Consider the following 20,019-nt stretch of genomic DNA (forward strand, 5'->3'; position numbering starts at 1 on the left):
TAGGGAAAAGGGTGCGGAGAGGGGTACCGACGGGGCCGCTACCGGATCCGGGCGCCCGTCCGGGTCGCCCCCAGCCGCAGCGCGCCGCCCCGGCCGCCGCCCCGGCCGGCCGCGCGGCCGCCCGCGCCGACGATCCTCGGCGAGGGCCGGGGGCCGGACACCTTCGCGTACTGCTCACGCACCTCGCGATAGCGCAGGAGTTCGGCGGAGACGGGGTCGAGGACCCGGGCCCGGCCGCAGGCGGCGGCCGCCTCCGCGAGCTTGCGTTCGGCCTCCTGCCCGTACCGCCGGGCCGGTCCCCGCACCGCGCTCTCGCAGGCCCATTCGATCAGCGGGCCGCCGGCGATCCCGCCCAGCATCACCAGGACCGGCGGCAGCAGCCCCGGCTGCACGACGCCCACGATCTGGCCGACCAGCCACAGCGCGCCGAAGAGCTGAAGGAGCGTCATCAGGGCCTGCGCGAGGACGGCGGCCGGCCACCAGGCGGGGCGCGGCGGCCGGGCGGCGGGGTCGCCGAGGGTGACGGTCAGCTCGTCGAGCGCCTCGGGCAGCCCCTCGGCGCCGCGCGAGGCGGCCTCCCGTACGGCGTGGGCCCACGGCGCCGGCAGCCCCCGCGAGGCCTCGTCGGCGACGATCCGCACCGCCTGCTCGACGCGCTGCCGGGCGGTCAGTTCGTCCTCGACGGGCGCGGCGAGCCGCGGGTCGGTGGAGCCGTGCGCGCGCTTGCGCTCGTACCAGCGGTGCAGCCGCAGCCACGGAGAGCCGCAGGCGCGGATGGCGCCGCGCCGCCAGACCCGCTCGGCGGCCTCGCCGGCCGCCTGCGCGCCGACGGCGACGGCGAGCCGGCCGGCGAACTCCTCGCGGCTGCGCTCCCCGAGGCCCGCCCGCGCGTCGGCGGCGACGTACGCGGGCCGCAGCCTGGCCGCGGCGGTGTCGATGTCGGCGGCGATGCGCCGCTCGGGGGCGGTGCGTTCCTGGACGAACCGGGCGAGGAGTTCGCGGAGTTCGGACACGCCCTCGCCGGTGAGGGCGGAGACGGGCAGCACGGTGGCGCCGGGTTCGCCGTGCTCGCCGAGGGCCATGCCGTCCTCGTCGAGGAGGCGGCGCAGATCGTCGAGGACGAGTTCGGTGGCCTCGGCGCCGAGCCGGTCGATCTGGTTGAGCACGACGAAGGTGACCTCGGCGTGCCCGGCGAGCGGCCGCAGGTACCGCTCGTGGAGGGCGGCGTCGGCGTACTTCTCCGGGTCGACGACCCAGATGACGGCGTCGACGAGGCCGAGCGCCCGGTCGACCTGGTCGCGGTGGGCGGTGACGGCCGAGTCGTGGTCGGGCAGGTCGATGAGGACGAGCGACTGGAGTTCGGCGTCGGCGGCGCCGCCCGCGAGGGGGCGCCGGCGCAGCCGCCCGGGCACGCCCAGCCGGTCGAGAAGTCCGGCCGCCCCCTCCGACCAGGTGAGCGCGAGCGGCGCGGAGGTGGTGGGCCGGCGCAGCCCGGTCTCGGAGACGGAGACTCCGGCGAGGGCGTTGAAGAGGGTGGACTTGCCGCTGCCGGTGGCGCCGGCGAGGGCGACGACGGTGTGCCGGGAGGAGAGCCGCTGGCGGGCGGCGGCCTCGTCCAGGACCCGCCCGGCCTCGGCGAGCGCGTCGCCGTCGACCCGGGTGCGGGAGAGCCCGACGAGTTCGTGGAGGGCGTCCAGCCGTGTCCGCAGCCCGCCGCCGTACGTCCCGCCGAACCCCCGCGCGTCCTCGGCGTCGGCCTCCGCCTCGGCGTCGGCCTCGGGGGCCGCGCCCCCGGGGGCGAGCCGCTCGGCGGCCCGCCGGGCGATCAGCCCGTCGTCCCACCGCTCGCGGCCGTCGTTCTCCGCCGGCTTCTCCGACACCCCCCCGGACACCCCCTCCGACACCCTTTCCGACACCTTCTCCGTCGCCTTCTCCGTCGCCTTCCGGGCCACGTCACTTCTCCTTCTGCAGTACGGAGAGCGCGGCGATCAGCTCCGCCTGCGGCTCGGGGGTGACGTCGAGGGCGTCGAGCGGCGCGAGGCGCCGGTCGCGCTCGGCGTGCAGGACGCGGTCGACGTGGGTGAGGACGAGGTCGCCGCCCTTGTCGCGCAGGCGCAGGGCGGCCTGGGCGCCGAGGAGTTCGGCGAGCCGCTCGCCGGCGGGCCGGGCGCGGCGGCCGCCGAGGAGGGAGGCGGCGAGCAGGGCGGCGACGGTCCCGGCGTCGGGGACGGCGGCGCGGGCGGCGCCCCGCCCCGCGGGCTTCTCCACGCCCCGCACCTCCTCCTCGGCCAGCTCCTCCAGGACCCGCCGCCAGCGCCGTACCTCCAGGCCGATCCGTTCGGCGACGGCCCGGTCGCCACCGCCGCCGGAGACGGCCCCGAGGGCGCCCCCGGCGGGCTCCCGCCGATGGGCGTCCCGAATCGATTCCTCGGCGGCGGAGACGGCGCAGTGGAGGAGGGCGGCGAGGGACTCGGTGAGGGCGTCGAGGAGTTCGTCCGCGGTGCTGTCGCGCGGGTAGGCGCGCCACCGGGCCCGCGCGTCCCCGGCGAGCACGGCCCCCTTCCCCAGCTCCTTCCTGACCCGGGCCCCCTGCCGCCGGTAGGCGCTCTCGACCGCGCCCCGGAGCCGTACGGCGGCGGCGTACTGCGCGGCGACGGCTCCCGCGAGCTCGGGGAGCCGCCGGTCGAGCGAGTCGATGACGCCGGTGGCGGTACGGGAGACGGCCTGCTGGCGCGCGGCCGGGTCCTCGGCCCGGTGCGCAAGCCAGCCGCGGAGCGCGGCGACGGCGCTCTCGGGCAGCAGCCCGCTGCCGCCGCCGGTGGACTCGGGCAGCTCGGGGATGGTGAAGCGGGGTACGTCCCCGAGCCCGGCCTTGTCCAGCAGCGCCTCGTACTGCCGGGAGACCTCGCCGATGACCTGGTGGGGCACCCGGTCGAGGACGGTGACGAGCATGGCGTCGTACTCCTTGGCGGTACGGAGCAGATGCCAGGGCACGGCGTCGGCGTACCGGGACGCGGTGGTGACCATCACCCAGATGTCGGCGGCGCACATCAACTCGGCGGCGAGCAGCCGGTTCTCGACGACGAGGGAGTCGATGTCGGGCGCGTCGAGGAGGGCGAGGCCGCGCGGCAGCCCGGCGGCGGTCTCGACCCGCAGCGCGTTGTCCTCGGCGTCGCCGTCCGCGCCCAAGTGGTCCTCGTCGGCCTGCGGCAGCCACACGCGCGTGAGCTGCGGCAGCACCCGCAGCCCCGCGAACCAGTGCTGGTCCTCGGGGTGGCAGACGAGCACCGGCGTCCGCGTCGTCGGCCGCAGCACCCCCGCCTCGCTGACCCGCCGCCCGACGAGCGAGTTCACGAGCGTCGACTTCCCGGCCCCCGTCGACCCGCCTACGACGGCGAGCAGCGGCGCGTCGGGATCCTTCAGCCGCGGCACCAGGTAGTCGTCGAGCTGCGCGAGGAGCTCGGCCCGCGTCTGCCGGGCGCGCGGCACATCGGGCAGAGGGAGGGGAAGACGCACGGCCGCGACTCGGTCGCGCAGGGCGGAGAGTGCGTCGATCAGCTGAGGCCGTTCGTCCAAGGTCACCACATGCGAAGAATGCCCAATTTGTGAGCGTTTTTGAAGCGTATGGCTACCCTGCGCGCCGAAGAAGAGAAGCCCGGCCGGAACCCCGGGCATAACGAGTGCACAACACCCGCCGCACACGGCGCGAAAAGCGCTGCGCAAATCGCACCTGCCTGCGATTATCGGTTCGCTTCACCGAACCTCCACATAGTGCCACGCAGGCGAAGCACCCGGGCCGAGCCGCCAGGACCCCTATCCTTGTCCCGGCAGCCCCACCCCACCCACCCGGGCCACCAGGCCCAGGGCCATCACCGGCCCCCGTAGCTCAGCGGATAGAGCAGGTGCCTTCTAAGCACTTGGCCGCAGGTTCGAGTCCTGCCGGGGGCGCACGAGCGAAGACCCCTCCTTCGGGAGGGGTCTTTTTGTGTCAGGTAGGGCGGGCGGGTGGGGTCAGGCGGGGCGGCGGCGGTTGCCGTCGGCGTCGCAGGGGAGGGCGGAGGCCGGGTGGTTGGCGGTGAAGTCGCGGGTGGCCTGGCGTTCGGCTTCGGTGATGGCGGTGGGTTCGACGTCGATGATGCCGCCGAAGGGGCGGTCGACGTCGCGGATGATGCACAGCGCCGTGGTGAGGAGCGCGGTGATCACCACGAGGGTGATGATCTGGCCCCGGTTGTTCGTGCGGGGCAGGCAGACCCCCAGGGCCATCACGGTGATGATCAGGGTGCCGAGGAGGAACCAGAGGATGGCGCTGGGGATGCTGGCGGTCGCCTGGGTGAGGCGTTCCTCGCGCTCGTCGGAGCGTTTGTTGTCGGCGGCGACGAGCATGCCGAAGACCGGCTGGCCGGCCAGGTCCTCGAAGGTGCGGCGGAAGTCGGTGGACCAGACGCTGGGGGCCGGGGAGCCCTTGCCGTCGGCCATGGCCGGCCACTCCTGGACGCGGACGGCGCGGGCGTAGCAGACGGCGGCGGCCTGGACGCGGTCGCGTTCGGCCTCGGGGGCGTACTCGGCGGTCTCCACGATCTGGTCGAGGGCGCGGGCCTCGCCGCGCGAGGCGACCTCGGCCTTTCCGTACGAGCCGTTGGCGGTGACCAGGACGAAGGAGAGCAGCAGGACGGTCATGGTCAGCAGCGGGCCGACGAGGTCCTTGACGGCCATGCCCGTGCCGTCGTCCTCGGTGAGCAGCCGGGGCCGCAGCCACCGGTTCGCGGCGAGTCCGGCGAGGAGAGCGATTGCGGCGACGACGATGACGAGGATCATGGGCGGCCACCTCCGGGGAGGGTGGGGGGCGGGCGGTCGCCTTGATCATTTCGCCTGTGCCGCTCCGGGCCCGGGACGGAAACGTGTACCGCCCTCGAACGGGGTACCGGGCTTCCGCCAGGAGGCCCCGCCCGAGGTCGGCCCCGTCCCCCTCAGGTGTCAGGCGTCCGGGTTCCTGCCCGTGGCCGCGACCTTGATGCGGTCCGTCAGGAGCCTGGCGAAGGGCTGGAGGTCGCCGGGGGCGGCGAGTTCGCTGCCCGAGACGTACCCGACGAGGGTGCCGACGCGGAGGACGACCGTGGCGTCGCGCTCCTCCGTGTAGGCCTCGCTCTCCTCGGCGCCGGCGTCGAGCGCGAGCGGCTTGGCCTTGTCGCCGGACTCCTCGCGGTTCTCGGCGAGGAGGGACTTCATGCCGACCTTGGCGTTGTCGACGGAGTCGTAGGCCACGAGGCCGAAGGAGATCTCCCGGTCCGAGACGGCCTCGGAGTCGTATTCGGTCTCACCCATCGCCGTGAGCCCGACGCAGCTGACGGAGGCCGCGTCCTGGCAGGCCTCCATGGCCTCGCCGCCGTCGATGACGTTCTGCTCGTCGCCTTCCCAGCCCTGCGGCGCGGAGAGTCTGCTGGGCAGCGCCTGGGCGACCTGGGAGGGGTTGAACGGCGCGGCGACGGGGCCGCTGAACGGGTCGTCGGAGCCTCCCGGTCCGTCCGAGCAGGCCGCCAGGCCCAGCATCAGGGTGACTCCCATGGCGAGTCCGCGGATCCCCCGTGTCATTCGACACTCCTCGTGTTGGTGACCATCCGGCACATGCCGCGCGTGAGGCGTCACGCGCGGCATGTCATGGCTCACTCAACACCAAGATCATCGCGGGCTCCAACTCGCTTACCGCACAAGGAGGATGCGGAAGCGGGCGGGGTCCGCGGGGTCGCGGTCGGCCACCTGGAGCGGGGGGCCGGCCCACTGCCAGACGGGGGCGGAGGCGGACGGACGGGTGAAGCGGATCTCGCCCCGGGTGCCCTCCACGGCCACCCGCGGCCAGGCCCCGGCCACGGCCGCGCGGTCCGTGCCGTTCGCGCGCAGGGCCTCGGCGAGGACGGTGACCGTGTCGTACCCCTCGAAGGCCACGAACGAGGGCGCGGCGCCGAGGCGCTCGCGGAGGGCCGCCTCCACGCGGGCGCCGAGGGGGCTCGGCCGGGCGGGGAGGTAGCGGAGGAAGGGGACCCCGGCGCCCTCGTCGCCGAGCAGCGCCGCCCATTCGGCGAACTCCGGCTGGCCGGCCGGCGCGCCGATCAGGACGCCCGCGAGGCGCTGGTCGCGGCGGGCGGCCCGGCGGACCGCCCCGACCAGCCCGACCGCCGGGTCCGGGAAGCCGGTGAGGAGGAGCAGCGCCGTCGCGCCGTCGGCGGCCAGCGCGTCGGCGAGCGCCGCCGGCTCCAGGGCGCGCGCGTCGAACTCCGTGACGGTGCCGCCGCGCGGGGCCAGGTGCTCGCGCAGGATGCGGGTGCCCGCCGCCCAGTAGGCGCTCGGCTCGGTCGCGACCGCGAGGCGGGTGTGGCCCTCGGCGAGGAGGAACTCCGCGTAGAGGCGCCAGCCGTGGGACTGCGCGGGGGCCAGGCGCGCCACCCGCTCCGCCGGCGCGTCGGTCAGCGCGTCGATCACCGCGGACGAGCAGAGGTACGGCAGGCCGAGGGTCTCGGCGCGGGCGGCGACGGCCCGGGCCACCACGCTGTGGTACTCCCCCGCCAGGGCGACCGCCCCGAGGGCCGCCAGCTCGTCCACGGCCGCCTCGGCCCGGCGCGGGTCGGCCGCGGTGTCCCTGACCAGGAGCTCCAGGGGCCGTCCGCCGATCCCTCCGGCGGCGGCGACCTCGTCCGCGGCCAGTTCGAGACCGGCCAGCAGGTGCCGGCCCGCCTCCGTCCAGCCGGGGCGGCTCAGCGGGGCGAGGACACCGATCCGGAGGGCGGGTGGGGTGCTCATGGGCGGGGCTCCTGGGGGTCGGTGCGCCGACCGGTCGGCGGGTCGGCGCATAGGGCGCGTGCGGTTCCCTCCTCATTGTTCGCGCCGGGCCGTTCGCGCGGGCCCGAATTCCCGGACGACCGCCGTGCCGCCGCCGCGCTCTCCAGGAGCATCTCCAGGGCCGTCGGATACGCGCTGGTGTTCATGCGGGCCACCAGGCGGGGCGCGGTGGCGGCGATGTGGGGGTGGGTGGCGGCGGGGAGGCGGGCGTAGGTGGCCTGCCAGACGGCCTCGTCGGCGGCGCGGGCGGAGTGCGGGAGGGCGAGGGCCGCCGCGTCGAGGGCGGCGAAGGCGAGGGCCTGGTCGATGAAGGCGTGGTAGACGCGGACCGCCTCCGCGTCGGGGAGTCCCGCGCCGCGCAGGACGCCGAGGACCGCCTCGTCGGCGGCGATCTCGTGGGAACGGCCGCTGACCCGGCTGGCGGTGAGGATCGCCGCCTGCGGGTGGGCGAGGTAGGCGGAGTGGATGCGCAGGCCGAGTTCGCGCAGGTCGACCCGCCAGTCGCCGGTGGCCGCCCAGCCGCGCAGGGCGCGGCCGGCGAGTTCGTCGCCGACGGCGAGGAGGAGGTCGTCGGTGCCCCGGAAGTAGCGGTAGAGGCTGCTGGGATCGGCGCCGATGGCCGCGCCGAGCCGGCGCACGGTCAGCCCGTCCCTGCCGTGCTCCTGGAGCATGCGCAGGGCGGTCTCGATGTAGAGCCGCTCCGAGAGGACGACACCTCCCGCCTTGGCGGGCTTTCTACGGCGCCGCTCGCCTTCCGGTACCACTTTCTTAGCCATGGAAGCCCCTTCAGCACTCTCTTCCCAGGTTATGCCAACGCCGTTGACCCGTCCCCCGGCGGACGGCTTTCATGGGCGCACTCCCGGGATCTGGCCTGTTCGTCACGATGAGAGGTGGTTTGTCGAGATGCGTGTCCTGCTGGTCGGTGCCGGTGGTGTGGGGACCGCCGTCACCCGGATCGCCGCCCGCCGTCCCTTCCTCCGCCACATGGTGGTGGCCGACTACGACCTGTCCCGCGCGGAGGCGGCCGTCGCCGCGCTCGGCGACGCGGCCGAGGGGCGGTTCAGCGCCGCCCGGATCGACGCCTCGGACCAGGGGGCGGTCGCCGCCCTCCTGGAGCGCGAGCGGTGCGACGTCCTGCTCAACGCGACCGACCCCCGCTTCGTCCTCCCCCTCTTCGAGGCGGCGCTCGCCGCCGGGACGCACTACCTCGACATGGCGATGTCGCTGTCCCGGCCGCACCCGGAACGCCCTTACGAGGAGTGCGGGGTCAAGCTCGGCGACGGCCAGTTCGAGCGGGCGGCCGAGTGGGAGAAGGCGGGGCGCCTCGCGCTCGTCGGGATCGGCGTGGAGCCCGGCCTGTCGGACGTCTTCGCCCGGTACGCCGCCGAGGAGCTCTTCGACTCGATCGAGGAGATCGGGGTCCGCGACGGTGCGAACCTCACCGTCGACGGCTACGACTTCGCGCCCTCCTTCTCCATCTGGACGACCATCGAGGAGTGCCTGAACCCGCCGGTGGTGTGGGAGGCGGACCGGGGCTGGTTCACCACGCCGCCGTTCAGCGAGCCGGAGGTCTTCGACTTCCCCGAGGGCATCGGGCCGGTGGAGTGCGTCAACGTGGAGCACGAGGAGGTGCTGCTGATCCCCCGCTGGGTGGACGCCCGCCGGGTCACCTTCAAGTACGGCCTCGGCGAGGAGTTCATCCGCACCCTGAAGGAACTGCACCGGGTCGGGCTCGACCGTACGGAGCCGGTGACGCTCCCGGACGGGACGCGGGTCTCGCCGCGGGACGTCGTCGCCGCCTGCCTGCCGGACCCGGCGACGCTCGGCGACCGCATGCGCGGCAAGACCTGCGCGGGCACCTGGGTGAAGGGCGTGAAGGACGGGGCGCCGCGCGAGGTGTACCTCTACCACGTGGTCGACAACGAGTGGTCGATGCGCGAGTACGGCTCCCAGGCCGTCGTCTGGCAGACCGCCGTCAACCCGGTCGTCGCGCTCGAACTGCTCGCCACCGGCGTCTGGACCGGCTCCGGCGTCCTCGGCGCCGAGGCCCTCGACCCGCGCCCCTTCCTGGACCTGCTCACGGAGTACGGCTCGCCCTGGGGGCTGCGCGAGCAGTGACGTACGGGGATTGTCGGTGCCGCCCGGCACAATCGGAGCCATGACCGCGACCGGCCGGCAGCCCGCCCTCACCTCCCAGGACCTCAACCGGGCCACACTCGCCCGCCAGTTGCTGCTGGCGCGGGAGCCGATGGCCGTGGAGGAGGCGGCCCGGCGGGTGGTGGCGCTCCAGGCGCAGCAGCCGGGCTCGCCGTACGTGGCGCTGTGGAACAGGGTGGCGGGCTTCGACCCGGCCGCGCTGGACGCGGCGATCGAGGGCTTCCGGCTGGTGCGCTCGACGCTGATGCGGATCACCCTGCACCTCGTGCACGCCGACGACTACCGCCCCTTCCGGGCGGCGGTGGAGCCGACGCTGCGCGGCAGCCGGCTGCGCGACCGGCGGTTCACCGACACCGGGCTCACCCCGGAGGGCGCCGACACGCTGCTGCCGGAGCTCCTCGGGTACGCCGACCGCTCCCGCACCGGGGACGAACTGCGGGGGCGCGCCGAGGAGTTGTGGGGCGGCGGGAGCCTCACGCCGGCGGCGGGCCGGATGCTGCGGCAGTACGCGCCGCTCTGGCACGTGCCGAGCGGCCCGCCGTGGCAGTACGCCACCTCCCCCGGCTTCGTCGCGGCGACGCCCGAACCGCCGACGCCCGGCCCGGAGGCCGCCGCCGAGGGGCTGAGGACGCTGGCCCGCCGCTATCTCGCGGGCTTCGGCCCGGCGTCGGCGGCGGACCTGGGCCAGTTCGGCCTGGTGCAGCGCGGCTGGGCCCGCGCGGCGCTCGACGCGCTCGTCGCGGAGGGCGCGGCGGAGGTCCTGGCGGGCCCGGACGGGGCGGTCCTGTACGACCTGCCGGGGGCGGCCCGCCCGGACGGTGCCGCGCCCGCCCCGCCGCGCCTGATGGCGATGTGGGACAGCACGCTGCTCGCGTACGCGGACCGGAGCCGGATCGTCCCCGCCGCGTACCGGAAGCACGTCATACGGATCAACGGCGACGTGCTGCCGACCCTCCTGGTCGACGGGTACGTGGCGGGCGCCTGGCGGCCGGTCGAGGGCGGGATCGAGGCGGCGGCCTTCCACCCGCTCACGGCGGCCGACTGGGACGGGCTCGCGGCCGAGGCGACGTCCCTGGGGGCGCTGCTCGCCGACCGCGATCCGCGGGTCTACGGGCGGTACGACCACTGGTGGACGAAGGGGCTTCCGGCGGTCGAGACCCGCCTGCTGCCCTTCTGACCTCCGGTCACCCCATTGCCAGTGACCTTCGGGCCGCTTATCTTCGAGCCACACCTACGGACCGGGATGCTCGTCAGTCCCGGGGCGGTCCGCCGTTCACGGGCCGGACGGCGGGGGGCGCACGACCGCGGGACGCGGGCGCGCCGGACGCCGGGCGTACGGGATATCCGTATCCGCGTACCCGCAGGAGCTGAACCGCATGAGCAAGCACGTCCTGGCCCAGAACCAGTACGGCAAGGCCGAGAACCGCATCGTCAGGATCGCCCGCAAGGGCGGCGAGGACGGCGCCTGGCACGAGATCCGCGACCTGAACGTGTCGGTGGCGCTGCGCGGCGAGTACCGCGACGTCCACCTGACCGGCGACAACGGCAACTGCCTGCCGACCGACACCACCAAGAACACGGTCTACGCCTTCGCCAAGGAGCACGGCATCGCCTCCCCCGAGGCGTTCGCGATCCTCCTCGCCAAGCACTTCGTGACCTCCCAGCCGGTGATCCGCGAGGCGCAGATCCGCGTCGAGGAGTTCGCCTGGGAGCGGATCCCGGTCCCGACCCGAAAGGAGCAGCACTCCTTCGTCCGCAAGGGCCAGGAGGTGCGCACCGCGCAGGTCACGTACAGCGAGACCACCGGTCTCCAGGTGCTGTCCGGCCTGAAGGACCTGACCGTGATGAACTCGACCAACTCCGAGTTCCACGGCTTCATCAAGGACGAGTACACGACGCTCCAGGAGGCGTACGACCGGATCCTGGCCACCAAGGTCACCGCCCGCTGGGCGAACTCGGCCACGGCCGCGGCGGATCCGGAACACGACTGGGACCGCTCGTACGCCAGGGCCCGCCGGCACATGCTGGAGGCGTTCGCGGAGACGTACAGCTACTCGCTCCAGCAGACCCTGCACGCGATGGCCTGCCGGGTCCTGGACAACGTGCCCACCGTCAACGAGGTGCGGCTGAACCTGCCGAACAAGCACCACTTCCTGGTGGACCTGGAGCCCTTCGGCCTGAAGAACGACAACGAGGTGTACTTCGCGGCGGACCGCATGTACGGCCTCATCGAGGGCACCGTCCACCGCGACGGCGTGCAGCCGGTGATCGCCACCTCCGACTGGATCACCGCCTGACGGACCGGCCCTAGAGCAGCCCGGCCGCCTCGGTTCCGAGCCATACGGCTCCGAGCCCGGCGGTCAGGCTGCCCGCCACGTTCAGCACCGCGTACCCCTTCGCGCCGCCCTCGTACAGCTTCAGCGTCTCGTACGAGAAGGTCGAGTACGTGGTGAGGGCGCCGCACAGGCCGGTGCCGAGCAGCAGTTGGGCCCGGGCCGAGGCGACGCCGGTGAGCAGGCCGAGGGCGAACGAGCCCACGACGTTGACGGCGAAGGTCCCCCAGGGGAAGGCCGAGTCGTGGCGGGCCCGCACGGCCCGGTCGGTGAGGTACCGCAGCGGCGCGCCGACGGCGGCGCCGAGGGCGACGAGCAGCCAGTTCACGCCGGCTCCCTCCGCACCCACAGGGCCCGGCCCGCGGCGACGCCCGCGACGACGGCGGCGAGCGCGGTGACGAGGGTCCCGCCCAGATAGAGGACGCCCTCGACGGGGCTGCCCGCGCCGAACAGGCCCCGGGTGTCGAGCGCGTACGTCGAGAAGGTGGTGAACCCGCCGCAGAACCCGGTGCCGAGGAAGGGCCTCAGGAGCGGGTGCGGCGTCCTCGGGGCCTCGGTGGCGAAGACCATCAGGAGGCCGATCGCGGCGCAGCCGAGCGCGTTGACCAGGAAGACCGTCCAGGGGAAGGTGCCGGGCGCGGTCGGCCAGGCGAGGGTCGCGCCATAGCGGGCGGACGCGCCGAGCACACCGCCGGCGGCGACCGCCGCGACGGCCGGCGCCTGCTCCCGGATACCCATCACCCCAGGTTAAGGGTGGTGCGAGGCGCACGGGCCACGGTACCGGCCTGGGGCATTAACCGGGTCCTGCCCGTGCCGCCTCGCTCTGCGATGGTCCGGCGACGGAGCGCGACGGGTCAAAGCCGGTCCGGAGAGTCTGTCAGCTCCTCCGGGGAGGCCCGCGGACCGGCGCGGTGGGGTGCGCGCGGTCCGGTTCCAGGGGGGTGTGGTCCGGCCACCACCCCCGGTGTCCGAGGTGGGTGCCGGGGCACTCAAGGGGCGTTCCGGGGGCGGTTCGAGGGCGGTTCGCGGCCCCCGTGGAAGCGGTCGAAGCGCAGGTCAGGGGTGGGGAGGTGGTCCGGCCACCATCAGGAGGCCGATTCGGGTGCCGGGTCCACCTCGTCGGGGCGGGGGTGGAGGAGAGACGGTGGAGGGGCAGCGGGAGGCAGCTGCGCAACCCTCGGGCAGGACGGGCAGGAGTGTCGTGAGTACATCCGTCGCAATCAAGCGCGGGACGGCCGCCGTGGCCGTCACGCCGACCGTTCCGCGTCCCCGGGTCCGCGCCGTTCCCCGGGCCGCCGCACCGCGCCCCGGCGCGGACGTCTACACCGAACTGACCTCCGCGCTGTTCTCCGGCTTCGCCCGCCGCGACCAGCGGCTGAAGGCCGAGCAGTACCTGCACGGGCTGCTCACCGCACAGGGCCGCAAGTCGATCCGGAACATCGCCGCGCAGATCGGCGGGCCGGCCGCCGAGCAGAGCCTGCACCACTTCATCTCCAGCTCCACCTGGGACTGGCAGCCGATGCGCGCCTCGCTCGGGCGGTTCCTGGAGCGCGGCGGCCACCCGCAGGCGTGGGTGGTGCGGCCGATGCCGATCCCGAAGGCCGGCGAGCACTCGGTGGGCGTGGACCGGCGCTTCGACCCGGAGCGCGGGCAGGTCTTCCAGGGCCAGCAGGCCTTCGGCGTGTGGTTCGCCGGGGAGGAGCTGAGCGCTCCGGTCAACTGGCGGCTGTTCCTGCCGGATCCGTGGGTGAAGGACCGGACGCGGCGCGACCGCGCGGAGGTCCCCGAGGAGGCCGGCGAGGAGACGCTGGAGGAGTGCGCGGTCTCCGCCGCCCTGGAGACGGCGCGCTGGACCGACATCACCCGCAAGCCGGTGCTCCTCGACATCCGGGGCGGCGCGGGACGGGCGGCGCTGACGCGGCTCGCCGCGGCCGGCGTGCCCGTGGTGGCGCGGATCGGGGCCGGTTCGCGGCTCGCGATCGCGGACCGCTCGCTGCCCGGTTTCGGCGCGGGCCCGCTGCCGGCGGCCCAGATACTGGAGTCCCTGAAGGGACTGCGACGGCCGGTGAGCTGGGTGGACACCGTGGGCGGGGCGCGGACCTCGCGGACCTCTCTCGCGACGGCCGTCCGGGTCGCGCTGCCCTCCCCCGGCGGGGAGCGGATGCGGCCGCTGATGCTGCTCGGCGAGTGGGACGACCCGCGCCGGGGCCCGGCCCGGGTGTGGATCAGCGACCTGACGCAGGCGACGGTCGGCTCCCTGCTGCGGCTGACGAAGCTGGCGCAGCGGGTGGAGCGGGACTTCGCCGCGGTCGGCGAGGCGGCGGGACTGCGGGACTTCGTGGGCCGTTCGTACCGCGGCTGGCACCGGCACATCACGCTGGCCTCGGCCGCGCACACGGCGACGGTCCTCGGCTCGACGTGGGACACGGCGTGCGACGCCCCGCGCCGCGCCGGCTGACCCGCCTCCGGAAGTCCTGCGGCCGGACGGTCCCGTCCGGCCGTCCGCCCGAGCCCGCCCCAACGGGCCACCGGGGCCGAAGGGTGCCCGTCCGCACGGCGCGGACGGGCGCCCGCGCGCGCGTGGAGGGCGTGGTGCGCGGTCCGCGGTCAGTCGACGGGGCCCGCCGGGGGGCGGGCCGGTGCCGTGGCGGCTCTGCGGCGGCCCAGCACCTCGCGGGTGCGCTGCAGGCGCAGGGCGAGCTGGACTTCCAGGACCTGGCCGGGCTTCTGCCACGCGGGGCCGAGGAGTTCGCCGATGCGCTCCAGCCGGCGGGAGACGGTGTTGGGGTGGACGTGCAGGGCCTCGGCCGCGTTGGTGGGACTGCCGCCGGAGGCGAAGTACGCCTCCAGGGTGCGGGTGAGGTCGGTGAGCCGCTCGGCGTCGTAGTCGAGGACGGGCCCGATCGCGTTCTCCACGAAGCCGTCGACGTCGTGGTCGTCGGAGAGCAGCATCCCGAGGAAGCCGAGGTCGGCGGCGGCCGCGGCGGAGCCCGTACCGCCGAGGGCGCTCATCGCGTCCAGGCAGCGCAGCGCCTCCGCGTACAGCGGGCCGACCGCGTCGGGGCTGCCGCCGGGTCCCGCGGCGGCGACGGAGACGGGGTGGCCGAGGAGCGGGGTGAGTTCCTCGGAGACGGCCGAGGCCGCGGCGGAGGCGTCCACTCCGGGGAGCAGCAGGACGACACAGCCGCCCTGCACGGTCTTGAGCCCGGAGAGCCGGTACGCGTACGAGGACGCCCAGACCACGGCCCGGCCCTGCTCGCCGCCCTCGGGGCGCGCGACCACGAGGACGTGCGGTTTGCGCAGGTCCACGCCGAGTCGCCGGGCGCGCCGGGCGCTCTGCTGCGGGGCGTGCGGCGGGTCGGCGATGAGGTCGTCGAGGAGTTCGTCGCGGACGGGGCCCTCGGCGACGGCGGTGGAGCGCTGCATCAGCAGGAGCAGGGCGACGGACTGGGCGACGAGTTCGAGGAGTCGTTCGTCCTCGTCGGTGAGGCCGCCCTCGACGCGGACGACCAGTCCGCCGAGGTCCTCGGAGCCGGCGATGACGGGGGCGACCCAGACGGAGTCGGCGGCGAGGACGGGCCGGCGCAGCGCGTGGGCGTCGAGGGAGGCCTTGGCGACGGCCTCCTCGTCGAGTCCGGGGAAGTCGCCGCAGGCGGCGAGGCGCCGGCCGCCGGGGTCGCGGACCATCACGGTGGCGTCGAGGGCGTCGCCCGCGGCCTTGGCGACGTGCGGGAGGTCACCCCCGGCGAGGACCAGGTTCATGATCCGGCCGTGGGCCTCGGAGACGTGCCGCATCCGGGCGAGGCTGGAGCGCACGCGGGTGCTGTCCCGTTCCAGTTCGAGGAGTTCGGCGCGGGTGCGGTCGAGGAGCCCGGCCTTCTCGACGGCGAGGGCGGCGAGGTCGGCGAGGGCTCCGAGCAGGGCGATCTCCTGCGGGGTGTGCTCGCGGACCCGGCGGTCGGCGCCGAAGAGGGCGCCGATGACGGAGTCCCCGCTGCGCAGCGGCACGGCGACGATGGCGCGGAGGCCTTCGGCGCGGACGGCCTCGTCGCCGGGGTCGACGACCTCGGCGTCGTCGAGGGCGGCGGCCGGGTCGGGGGCCTCGCCGCTGGTGAACCGCTCGTCGGCGGGGTAGTCGGGGGTCCAGATGGGTTCGCCGGTGCGCTGGACGACGCCGCCGAGACAGTTCCCCGCGCCGATGCGCATTCCGACGCTGAGGCCCGGACCGGTGGTCTCGCCGGTGTCGCCGCCGGTGCGGGAGCCTTCGGTGACGCGGATGTAGCAGGCGCCCTGGGGGCCGCGGAGGGTCACGTACGCCATGTCGAGGCCGAGGAGCCGGCGGGCGCGGCGGGTGACGATCCGCAGCAGGCCGTCCAGGTCATAGCTGAGCGTCAGATCGCGGGCGGTGTCGGTGAGGACGGCGAGGGAGGCGCCGCTGCGGGCGGCGCGGGCCCGGTCGGTGGCGCGCTCGTCGTGGAGGGAGCGGGCGAGGGCGACGGCCCGCTCCAGGCGGCCGAGTCCGGCGCCGTCGAGTCCGGCGAGGCGGGCCTCGTCGACGAGGGCCTCGAACCGGTCGGGCGCGCCCTGCCCGGCGAGCAGTTCCAGGACGGCGAGCAGCGCGTCGGCGCCCGCGGTGTCGTCCACTCCCGCGGTCTTGTCCACGCCCCGCTGGTCCATCTCCCCCACCCCCGTCGTCGAGCCTAAATCGGGCACCTCGGAGAAAACCCGTCCTCACGGCCGAAACTAATTCGGTCCCGGAAGCGGGTCAACGGTGACGTGCGGCACTTCATTCCCCGGGCTCCGCCGTCCCCCGGCGCGCGGAGCCGACGTCGCGTCAGACGGCCATGGCGACGCCCGTCGTGACGGTGCCGGTGCGGACGGCCTTGGGCTGGGCGGGGACGCGCGGCGCGGCGGGCCCGTACCAGGTGACGGCGGGCGTCTCCTCGGCGGCGGCGGTGCGCGCGGGCGCGGGCAGGACGGCGTACCCGAAGAGGCCCTCGGAGGTGCCGCCGAGCGAGGCCCGGCCGCCGGCCGCGGCGCCCGCGCCCGTGTGGCGGACGGCGAGGACGGAGTGCTGCAGCCGGCGGAGGCGGGCGGAGGGCTCCATGCCGGTCTCCCGGTGGAGGATCGTCCGCAGCCGCTCGTAGACGGCGAGGGCCTCCTCGTGGCGGCCGCAGCGGAGCAGGGCGACCATGAGGTGGGCCTGGAGGGGTTCGTTGGTGGCGTAGCGGGCGGCGAGCCCGGGGAGTTCGGAGAGGATCGCCTCGTGCCGGCCGAGGCCGAGCTGGGCCTCGACCCACTGGTCGAGGACGCTGAGGCGGGCGGACTCCAGGCGTTCTATCTCGCGGCGGAGGCAGGGGCCGGCGGCCACGCCCGCGTAGGGCTCGCCGCGCCAGAGGGCGAGGGCCTCGCCGAGCCGCAGCGAGGCACGGGTCAGGTCGCCGGCGTCCATGGCGCGGTAGCCGGCGCCGGCCGCGCGCTCGAACTGGCCGATGTCGTGGACGCCGACGCCGGTGTCGAGGCGGTAGCCGCCGGGGAGCGAGACGAGGACGGCGTCGGCGGTGCGCCGTTCGGTCCAGCCGGCCGCGCCGGTGTCCTCCTCGGACTCGTGGAGGGCGCGGGCGATGAGCGCGCGGAGCTCCGCGATGTGGGCGGCGATCTCGGTGCGGGCGCCGCGCGGGGCGCCGGACGGCCACAGCTCCTCGGTGAGGACCGTGACGGGCACGACCTGGCCGGCGAAGGCCGTCAGCAGGGCGAGGACCTGGCGTGGCGCGGCCGCCGTCGGAGTGATCGGTACCCCGCCCTCGCGGACCGACAGTCCCCCCAGGATGTGGATGTCCACCATGCCCCCTCATGTCTGCGCAAGCGGATCCTCGGGTTGATTAAAAAAAGACCCCCCCGGTCATGTCAATAAGAAACCGGAAGGTATGAAATCCAGGTCCCTGAAATGAGACACCTTCGCCCGGTTTGGTGCGAAATAAGGACGTCGTGTTCACGCCATGGGCCGAAAGTCGATGCGTGCCAGCAGCATGTTTCGGACTAGGGGGTTTGGTTTCGCAGGGACCCTGTGGATGCCACGAGCGTGATCTTCGATGAGATCGCGCCATTCGGGAGGGCATCCCGACCCGACGGTCTGTTTCAGCTGACCGCCGCGGCGGTCAGCAGGCCGAAGGAGGCGAGGATCAGGACCGTACGGATCCGGTGGTAGCCGTTCCAGCGCGCCTCGAAGGCGGCACGGGTCGCCGACGGGTCCTCGTCGGGCCCCTCGGCCGCGGCGAGCGCGTTGTTGAGCGGGACGTTGCCGACGACGGTGACCAGGTGGTTGAGGACCGCGCAGACGAAACCCGCCAGCACCAGCCAGCGCTGCGTCCCGGTCCGCCCCTCCACCGGCACCAGGTACGCGGCGAGCGGGAGGAGCGCCGCGGCGACGAAGACGGTCAGGAAGACGGCCCTGGGCACCGCCTCGTTCACGCGGCGCATCGCGGTGACGAACGCGGCGTCCGTGAGGCGGCCCAGGGCCGGCATGATCCCGGTGAGGAAGACGAGGAGGAAACCGGCGTAGAGGCCGGTGCTTCCGACGGCGAGGGCGAGCAGCAGGGTGGCCATGGGGTCATGATGCCGCGCCCACGGCGGAGCCGCCCGTTCCCCTCCGGCCCCGCCTCGGATGCGCCTTCGGCCCCGCCGCGGACACGCCTCAGGCCCCCGCCACGCACGCGCGGGCAAGGGCCTGAGGGCTCGGACGTACGGATCGCCGGACGGGTCGGGGAGACCGGCCGGGCGGATCAGGCGTACGGGTCGCCGGACGGGTCGCCGGAGCGGAACTCACCTTCCTGCGAGGGGCGTTCTCCGATCAGCCGGTCGGCCTGGCGCACCGCCTCGGCCAGCTCCCCGACCACCGCGGAACCGGAGCGTCCCCTGAGGGCGTCGGCGTACCCGGCCAGCTCGCCGAGGCGCGGGGCGCCCGGCAGCCCGCCGCCGCCGCGCAGCTCCTCCGCGAAATAGGCGGCGATCGCCGAGAGTTGCAGACTGTCGTGGCCCCCTCCCCAGAGCCCGGCGCGCAGCGCGCCCGCCTCGACCGTGCCCGAACGCTCCTGCGGGGAACGGGAGTCGGGGTCGAGCCAGCGGACGGTGGCGGTGGCGATCCGGCCGCTCGCGCCGGGCCGGGTCTTCACCGCGTACAGCGCGGTGACCGTGTGCCCGGCGCCGACCTCGCCGCCGTCGACCCGGTCGTTCCGGAAGTCCTCGTCGGCGACCTCGCGGTTCTCGTAGCCGATCAACCGGAAGCGCTCCACGGTCTCCCGGTCGAAGGCGACCTGCGCCTTGGCGTCCCGGGCGCGCAACTCGACCTGGGCGGGCAGCTGGTCGACGAAGACCTTGCGGGCCTGCTCGCGGGTGGAGACGTACGTGGTCTGGCCGTCGCCCTTGTCGGCGAGCCGCTCCATCAGCTCGTCGCCGTAGTCGCTGCCGACACCGACCCCGAAGAGGGTGATGCCCTTCTCCCGGCGCTGCTCGTCGATGCGCCCGAGGAGGGCGTCGGCCGCCGTCTCCCCGGTGTTGGCGAGGGCGTCGGAGAGCAGCACCACGCGGTTGGTGGCACCCTTCCGGTGCCCCTCGGAGGCCACGTCGTAGCCGGTGCGCAGCCCGGCCTCCAGGTTGGTGGAGGAGCGGACGGCGAGGGAGTCGACGGCCTCGCGGACACGGCCGCGGGCGTCGCCGAGGCGGGTCATCGGCAGCAGCGTCTCCGCCTCGTCGCTGAAGGCGACCAGGGCGACGGAGTCGTCGTCCCGCAGCTCGTCGGCGGCGAGCCGCAGGGCATGCTGGGCGAGGTCGAGCCGGCCCGGCTCGTTCATCGAGCCGGAGACGTCGACGACGAAGGTGAGGGCGGCGGGCGGGCGTTCGCCGGCCCGGTCGGCGCCCCGGGTGGCGAGACCGACCCGGACGAGGGACCAGCCCGCCTCGCCGGTGGCGGCGCCGTCGACGGTGACGCTGAAGCCGTCGTCGTCGGGGCGCGGATAGTCGGGGCGGAAGCTGTTGACGAACTCCTCGGGCCGGACGGTGGCGGGGTCGGGCAGCCGGCCCTCGGCGAGCGAGCGGCGGGCGTAGCCGTACGAGGCGGTGTCGACGTCGAGGGCGAAGGTGGAGAGGTAGTCGGGGGCGGGGCTCGGGGCGCGCTCCTCGCCCTCGGGCGCGCCTGAGGGCGCGTCGCGCCCGTCGGCCTGCCCGTCGGCGGGGGCGGACGGCGCGGCGGTGCCGCCGCCGTTGGGGAGCCGCGGCGCGGTCTGCCGGTGGTCGGCCGACTCCTTCGCCGAGTCGTTCGCCGCGCCGGCGCAGCCGCCGGCGAGGAGCGCGGCGGCGAGCGCCCCGGCGAGGGCGGCGCTTCTGACGGTGCTTCGGGCGGTGCCCCTGACGGTGCTTCCGGCGGCACTTCGGGCGGCGCTTCGGGCGGTACTTCTCCGGTGCGGACGTTTCACGGTCGACTCCCCGTTTCTGTACGGACGTTGTGCCGGGCGCCCGGCATCGCCGGGCGGGGCGGGGCCGCGTCCGGCCTCTGCGACTGTGACGAACGGGAGGCGCGCGCGGACCCCGCGAAGGAGTTGCGGATGGATCTCGATGTGGCAACGGAAGGCGGAACGGGGCCAGTGGCATGGAGACGCCAGGTTTGTCCACAGGGGTTGTCACCGTGCGCAGTCACATGAGT

At 74.9% G+C, this 20,019-nt stretch carries 16 protein-coding genes and 1 tRNA gene; 5 read left to right on the top strand and 12 right to left on the bottom strand.

Annotation, left to right across the window (positions count from 1 at the left end):
* Positions 1-38 precede the first annotated feature (38 nt).
* Positions 39-1,880, bottom strand: a complete 1,842-nt coding sequence (locus tag ABZ621_RS11610) for a GTP-binding protein (protein WP_360603541.1) — start codon at positions 1,878-1,880, stop codon at positions 39-41.
* 73 nt (positions 1,881-1,953) lie between these two features.
* On the bottom strand, positions 1,954-3,576 hold the full coding sequence (locus ABZ621_RS11615; protein ID WP_360603543.1) for a dynamin family protein: 1,623 nt from the start codon (positions 3,574-3,576) through the stop codon (positions 1,954-1,956).
* Positions 3,577-3,875: 299 nt separating this feature from the next.
* Here ABZ621_RS11615 and ABZ621_RS11620 point away from each other — a divergent pair.
* A tRNA-Arg gene (locus ABZ621_RS11620) sits at positions 3,876-3,948 on the top strand.
* 63 nt (positions 3,949-4,011) lie between these two features.
* On the opposite strand, the gene ABZ621_RS11625 is transcribed toward ABZ621_RS11620, so the two are convergent.
* The 4 genes from ABZ621_RS11625 to ABZ621_RS11640 all read right to left on the bottom strand — a co-directional run bounded on the left by ABZ621_RS11625 (position 4,012) and on the right by ABZ621_RS11640 (position 7,607).
* A complete protein-coding gene (locus tag ABZ621_RS11625; RefSeq protein WP_360603180.1) occupies positions 4,012-4,815 on the bottom strand; it encodes a hypothetical protein in 804 nt (267 codons plus the stop codon).
* A 159-nt stretch (positions 4,816-4,974) separates the two neighbouring features.
* Complete coding sequence (locus tag ABZ621_RS11630) at positions 4,975-5,589, bottom strand: hypothetical protein (RefSeq protein WP_360603182.1); 615 nt, start codon at positions 5,587-5,589, stop codon at positions 4,975-4,977.
* Positions 5,590-5,697: 108 nt separating this feature from the next.
* Complete coding sequence (locus tag ABZ621_RS11635) at positions 5,698-6,792, bottom strand: ABC transporter substrate-binding protein (protein WP_360603184.1); 1,095 nt, start codon at positions 6,790-6,792, stop codon at positions 5,698-5,700.
* Positions 6,789-7,607 (bottom strand): TetR/AcrR family transcriptional regulator, encoded by an 819-nt coding sequence (locus ABZ621_RS11640; RefSeq protein ID WP_360603186.1) that lies wholly within the window; start codon positions 7,605-7,607, stop codon positions 6,789-6,791. The genes ABZ621_RS11635 and ABZ621_RS11640 overlap by 4 nt, the downstream gene beginning before the upstream one ends.
* A 127-nt stretch (positions 7,608-7,734) precedes the next feature.
* Here ABZ621_RS11640 and ABZ621_RS11645 point away from each other — a divergent pair, with 127 nt between their 5' ends.
* From ABZ621_RS11645 to pucL, 3 genes are all read left to right on the top strand, one after another.
* Positions 7,735-8,949 (top strand): saccharopine dehydrogenase C-terminal domain-containing protein, encoded by a 1,215-nt coding sequence (locus tag ABZ621_RS11645; RefSeq protein ID WP_360603188.1) that lies wholly within the window; start codon positions 7,735-7,737, stop codon positions 8,947-8,949.
* 40 nt (positions 8,950-8,989) lie between these two features.
* Complete coding sequence (locus ABZ621_RS11650; protein WP_360603190.1) at positions 8,990-10,165, top strand: winged helix DNA-binding domain-containing protein; 1,176 nt, start codon at positions 8,990-8,992, stop codon at positions 10,163-10,165.
* A gap of 199 nt (positions 10,166-10,364) precedes the next feature.
* On the top strand, positions 10,365-11,285 hold the full coding sequence (gene pucL, locus ABZ621_RS11655; RefSeq protein ID WP_360603192.1) for a factor-independent urate hydroxylase: 921 nt from the start codon (positions 10,365-10,367) through the stop codon (positions 11,283-11,285).
* A gap of 10 nt (positions 11,286-11,295) precedes the next feature.
* On the opposite strand, the gene crcB is transcribed toward pucL, so the two are convergent.
* Positions 11,296-11,649, bottom strand: a complete 354-nt coding sequence (gene crcB, locus ABZ621_RS11660) for a fluoride efflux transporter CrcB (RefSeq protein WP_360603194.1) — start codon at positions 11,647-11,649, stop codon at positions 11,296-11,298.
* Entirely contained in the window at positions 11,646-12,059 is a 414-nt protein-coding gene (locus tag ABZ621_RS11665) for a CrcB family protein (RefSeq protein WP_360603196.1), read from the bottom strand. Before ABZ621_RS11665 ends, crcB begins: the two co-directional genes overlap by 4 nt.
* Before the next feature lie 463 nt (positions 12,060-12,522).
* On the opposite strand from ABZ621_RS11665, the gene ABZ621_RS11670 reads away from it, so the two are divergent.
* Positions 12,523-13,779 carry a transposase gene (locus ABZ621_RS11670; protein WP_360603198.1) on the top strand — a complete coding sequence of 419 codons (1,257 nt, stop codon included), beginning with the start codon at positions 12,523-12,525 and terminating at the stop codon, positions 13,777-13,779.
* 149 nt (positions 13,780-13,928) lie between these two features.
* On the opposite strand, the gene ABZ621_RS11675 is transcribed toward ABZ621_RS11670, so the two are convergent.
* From ABZ621_RS11675 to ABZ621_RS11690, 4 genes are all read right to left on the bottom strand, one after another.
* The gene (locus tag ABZ621_RS11675; RefSeq protein ID WP_360603200.1) at positions 13,929-15,998 is read right to left on the bottom strand and encodes a helix-turn-helix domain-containing protein; all 2,070 of its coding nucleotides are present in this window, start codon (positions 15,996-15,998) and stop codon (positions 13,929-13,931) included.
* Positions 15,999-16,155: 157 nt separating this feature from the next.
* A complete protein-coding gene (locus tag ABZ621_RS11680; RefSeq protein WP_360603202.1) occupies positions 16,156-17,166 on the bottom strand; it encodes an AfsR/SARP family transcriptional regulator in 1,011 nt (336 codons plus the stop codon).
* Between the two features lie 293 nt (positions 17,167-17,459).
* Positions 17,460-17,927, bottom strand: a complete 468-nt coding sequence (locus tag ABZ621_RS11685; RefSeq protein ID WP_360603204.1) for an anthrone oxygenase family protein — start codon at positions 17,925-17,927, stop codon at positions 17,460-17,462.
* Between the two features lie 176 nt (positions 17,928-18,103).
* Positions 18,104-19,792 carry a von Willebrand factor type A domain-containing protein gene (locus ABZ621_RS11690; protein WP_360603206.1) on the bottom strand — a complete coding sequence of 563 codons (1,689 nt, stop codon included), beginning with the start codon at positions 19,790-19,792 and terminating at the stop codon, positions 18,104-18,106.
* Positions 19,793-20,019 lie beyond the last annotated feature (227 nt).

Source organism: Streptomyces sp. NPDC007863, assembly GCF_040633895.1.
Lineage (GTDB): Bacteria > Actinomycetota > Actinomycetes > Streptomycetales > Streptomycetaceae > Streptomyces.

What these genes read in the sequence shown, in the direction of transcription:
- ABZ621_RS11625 (WP_360603180.1), bottom strand. Translation starts at nt 4,815, where the DNA reads ATGATCCTCGTCATCGTCGTCGCCGCAATCGCTCTCCTCGCCGGACTC.
- ABZ621_RS11630 (WP_360603182.1), bottom strand. Translation starts at nt 5,589, where the DNA reads ATGACACGGGGGATCCGCGGACTCGCCATGGGAGTCACCCTGATGCTG.
- ABZ621_RS11635 (WP_360603184.1), bottom strand. Translation starts at nt 6,792, where the DNA reads ATGAGCACCCCACCCGCCCTCCGGATCGGTGTCCTCGCCCCGCTGAGC.
- ABZ621_RS11640 (WP_360603186.1), bottom strand. Translation starts at nt 7,607, where the DNA reads ATGGCTAAGAAAGTGGTACCGGAAGGCGAGCGGCGCCGTAGAAAGCCC.
- ABZ621_RS11645 (WP_360603188.1), top strand. Translation starts at nt 7,735, where the DNA reads ATGCGTGTCCTGCTGGTCGGTGCCGGTGGTGTGGGGACCGCCGTCACC.
- ABZ621_RS11650 (WP_360603190.1), top strand. Translation starts at nt 8,990, where the DNA reads ATGACCGCGACCGGCCGGCAGCCCGCCCTCACCTCCCAGGACCTCAAC.
- pucL (WP_360603192.1), top strand. Translation starts at nt 10,365, where the DNA reads ATGAGCAAGCACGTCCTGGCCCAGAACCAGTACGGCAAGGCCGAGAAC.
- ABZ621_RS11665 (WP_360603196.1), bottom strand. Translation starts at nt 12,059, where the DNA reads ATGGGTATCCGGGAGCAGGCGCCGGCCGTCGCGGCGGTCGCCGCCGGC.
- ABZ621_RS11675 (WP_360603200.1), bottom strand. Translation starts at nt 15,998, where the DNA reads ATGGACCAGCGGGGCGTGGACAAGACCGCGGGAGTGGACGACACCGCG.
- ABZ621_RS11680 (WP_360603202.1), bottom strand. Translation starts at nt 17,166, where the DNA reads ATGGTGGACATCCACATCCTGGGGGGACTGTCGGTCCGCGAGGGCGGG.
- ABZ621_RS11685 (WP_360603204.1), bottom strand. Translation starts at nt 17,927, where the DNA reads ATGGCCACCCTGCTGCTCGCCCTCGCCGTCGGAAGCACCGGCCTCTAC.